Consider the following 2,896-nt stretch of genomic DNA (forward strand, 5'->3'; position numbering starts at 1 on the left):
GGTCAGAGGCCGTTTGATAGTTACCACTCGGCTGGAGCCGAGCGGCTGCAGAATTATTATCAATTAATCCTTCTTCCTTTCAAACCACCAATCTGCCTGTTTGGTAAACATTAGCGCCCATCCCCATAGCTCAATAATGATCTCCGCAATGGTTAAAATGATGAGATAAACGGGCATTTCAATGCTCTTTTTGGGAGCCGAAGTATCATGCAAAATGCCAAAACTATACAACAAGGACGATCCCAGGAAAAATACATTCAGCAATATCAAAACCGATAGGATGATCCTTGCCCATTTTTTCCCTTCACCGGTAACGAAGATCAAAAAGCCAACGGCAAATAATATAAACAGGATGGCAGAAAAATTAAAACCATCCAGGTAATTATTGAGCGTTTGAATCAACAAGCCTAAATAAAGCAGTAAAATTCCTTTTACAAAAATCTCCGGCGGTTTACCATCGGGATGATTGTTCAGGTAAAATTTATCAAACGCTTCCTGCAACATTATTCAGCTTTTTTAAACGCGTTCCAACCCTGGGCTTTCAATTCGTGTACGGTACCACTTTTGGTAACCAGGTTACAACCGGCCGATGCTTCGGTGATATAACCGATGATAGTTATATCCATTTTAAATTTGATCTTATCGTAATCGGCCTGCTTAACCGTGAACAATAATTCGTAATCCTCACCTCCGCTTAAAGCGCAAATAGTTGGGTCGAGATTAAACGCGCGAGCCGTTTCGAACGTCATCGGGTCAAGCGGGATTTTTTCTTCGTAAAGATTACAACCTTTGTTACTTTGCTTACAGATGTGCAATAATTCTGAAGCCAAACCATCAGATACATCGATCATAGCGGTTGGTTTTACCTCAATGCTTTTCAGCAGTTCCACCACATCGCGGCGGGCTTCGGGTTTCAGCTGGCGCTCAACAATGTAATCTTTCCCTTCCAGGTCAGGCTGGATATTCGGATTTTCCAGGTAGATCAATTTTTCTCGTTCAAGCAATTGCAAACCGGTATAAGCACCGCCCAAATCGCCGGATACGCAAATCAAATCGCCTTCTTCGGCACCATTGCGGTATACAATATCCGCTTCATCGGCATAACCGATAGAAGTTACGCTGATCACCAACCCTTGTTTTGACGAGGTAGTATCACCACCAATCAAATCCACATTATATTTTTCACAGGCGATATAGATCCCCTGGTAAAGCTCCTCAATGGCTTCCAACGGAAATTTGCTCGACATGCCGATAGAAACCGTAACCTGCGATGCTATACCGTTCATCGCATAAATATCACTCAGGTTTACCTGTATAGCCTTGTAACCCAAATGTTTAAGCGGCGTATACGCCAAATCAAAATGAATCCCCTCCAAAAGCATATCAGTACTTACCAGCACCTGCTTGCCAGCAAAATCAAGTACGGCCGCATCATCGCCAACACCTTTTTTTGAGCTTTCGTTGGTGAGCTTGATATTTTTTGTCAAATGACCGATAAGGCCAAATTCGCCAAGCTCCTCTAAATTCGTTCTATCCTGATTTTCAAACATAGTTTCACCTCTAAATCTCCCCTAAAGGGTCGACTTTCTAATTATTATTATAAATTTCTCGGGCCGCAACCCGGTTTTACATATTCCGCCAAAGGCGGGAAATTTTTTTTACAATTTTGGTTCACATACCCACCAAAATTTGTTCACCTCCAAAAACGGACGACAAATATATATACTCGAATTTCCCTTTGCCTTTTATACTTCTTAACAATAATGTGGATAACTCCATTTTACGGGCCGCAACCTTTATATATTATATCCGCCTTTGGCGGAAAAATTTTTTAAAATTTTTGGCTATTTTAGCCTCCTCAGAGGCATTTTTCTTAAAAATACCGTCGATCCAAGCCCGCCCGGTTTTCCACATTTACCAGGTTTATAAGTTTCAAATCAAGACGATTTTACCAATCAAAAAATCGGTGAAATCGTCTTCTTATCGGTGAAATCCCAAAACTACAATCCCAACTGCGCTGAAATCTCCAGCATTCGCTCAATTGGTTTTACCGCTCTTTCAATGATATGCTCAGGTACTGTAATCTCGGGCATTTCATTTTTTAAACACAAATACAACTTTTCCAGTGTATTACGTTTCATGTGCGGGCAGTCATTGCAAGCACAATTGTTGTTTGGCGGCGCCGGGATAAACATTTTATCCGGGTTTTCCTTTTGCATCTGGTGCAAAATACCAGCTTCAGTTGCAACTATAAATTCCTTATCTGGCCTGGCGCCTGCATATTTCAAGATCCCGGTTGTTGAACCAACATAATCGGCCATTTCCAGTATAACATCCTCACATTCAGGGTGCGCAAGTAATTTTGCTCCTGGGTGTCTTTCTTTCAACTTAGTGATCTTTTCTCTCGAAAATATCTCATGAACCATACAAGCACCATTCCACAATACCAGGTCGCGACCAGTCTTTTTGGCTACATACGCACCAAGATTTTTATCCGGCCCGAAGATGATCTTCTGATCCTTCGGTAAGCTTTCTACGATCTGTACCGCGTTGCTTGATGTGCAGACAATGTCACTTAAAGCTTTCAGTTCGGCCGTGCAGTTTACATAAGTGATCACCAGGTGATCCGGATAGTTTTCCTTAAACTTTTTAAACAAGTGAGGCGGACAACTATCTGCTAATGAACAACCTGCCTTCGCATCCGGCAGCAAAACCTTTTTTGTTGGCGACAATATCTTGGCAGTTTCGGCCATGAAATGTACACCCGCAAAAACAATAATGTCGGCATCCGTTTTGGCGGCTTGTTGGGATAATCCCAAACTATCGCCAATGTAATCGGCAATATCCTGAATGTCGCCATCCTGGTAATAGTGCGCCAGGATCACCGCATTTTTTT

General features: G+C 42.1%; 3 protein-coding genes. All 3 read right to left on the reverse strand.

What is annotated here, in order from left to right:
- Positions 1–63: 63 nt before the first annotated feature.
- Entirely contained in the window at positions 64–504 is a 441-nt protein-coding gene (locus VF500_RS21405) for a hypothetical protein (RefSeq protein WP_330861631.1), read from the reverse strand.
- On the reverse strand, positions 504–1,550 hold the full coding sequence (thiL, locus tag VF500_RS21410; RefSeq protein ID WP_330861632.1) for a thiamine-phosphate kinase: 1,047 nt from the start codon (positions 1,548–1,550) through the stop codon (positions 504–506). The genes VF500_RS21405 and thiL overlap by 1 nt, the downstream gene beginning before the upstream one ends.
- A gap of 450 nt (positions 1,551–2,000) precedes the next feature.
- Positions 2,001–2,896 (reverse strand): quinolinate synthase NadA (gene nadA, locus VF500_RS21415; protein WP_330861633.1); only part of this gene is annotated, 896 nt, incomplete at its 5' end.

The sequence above is a fragment of the Mucilaginibacter sp. genome (assembly GCF_036383575.1).
Classification (GTDB): domain Bacteria; phylum Bacteroidota; class Bacteroidia; order Sphingobacteriales; family Sphingobacteriaceae; genus Mucilaginibacter.

Bases quoted from the DNA above. Each gene is read 5' to 3' on its own strand.
- thiL (WP_330861632.1), bottom strand. From the start codon at position 1,550: ATGTTTGAAAATCAGGATAGAACGAATTTAGAGGAGCTTGGCGAATTT.
- VF500_RS21405 (WP_330861631.1), bottom strand. From the start codon at position 504: ATGTTGCAGGAAGCGTTTGATAAATTTTACCTGAACAATCATCCCGAT.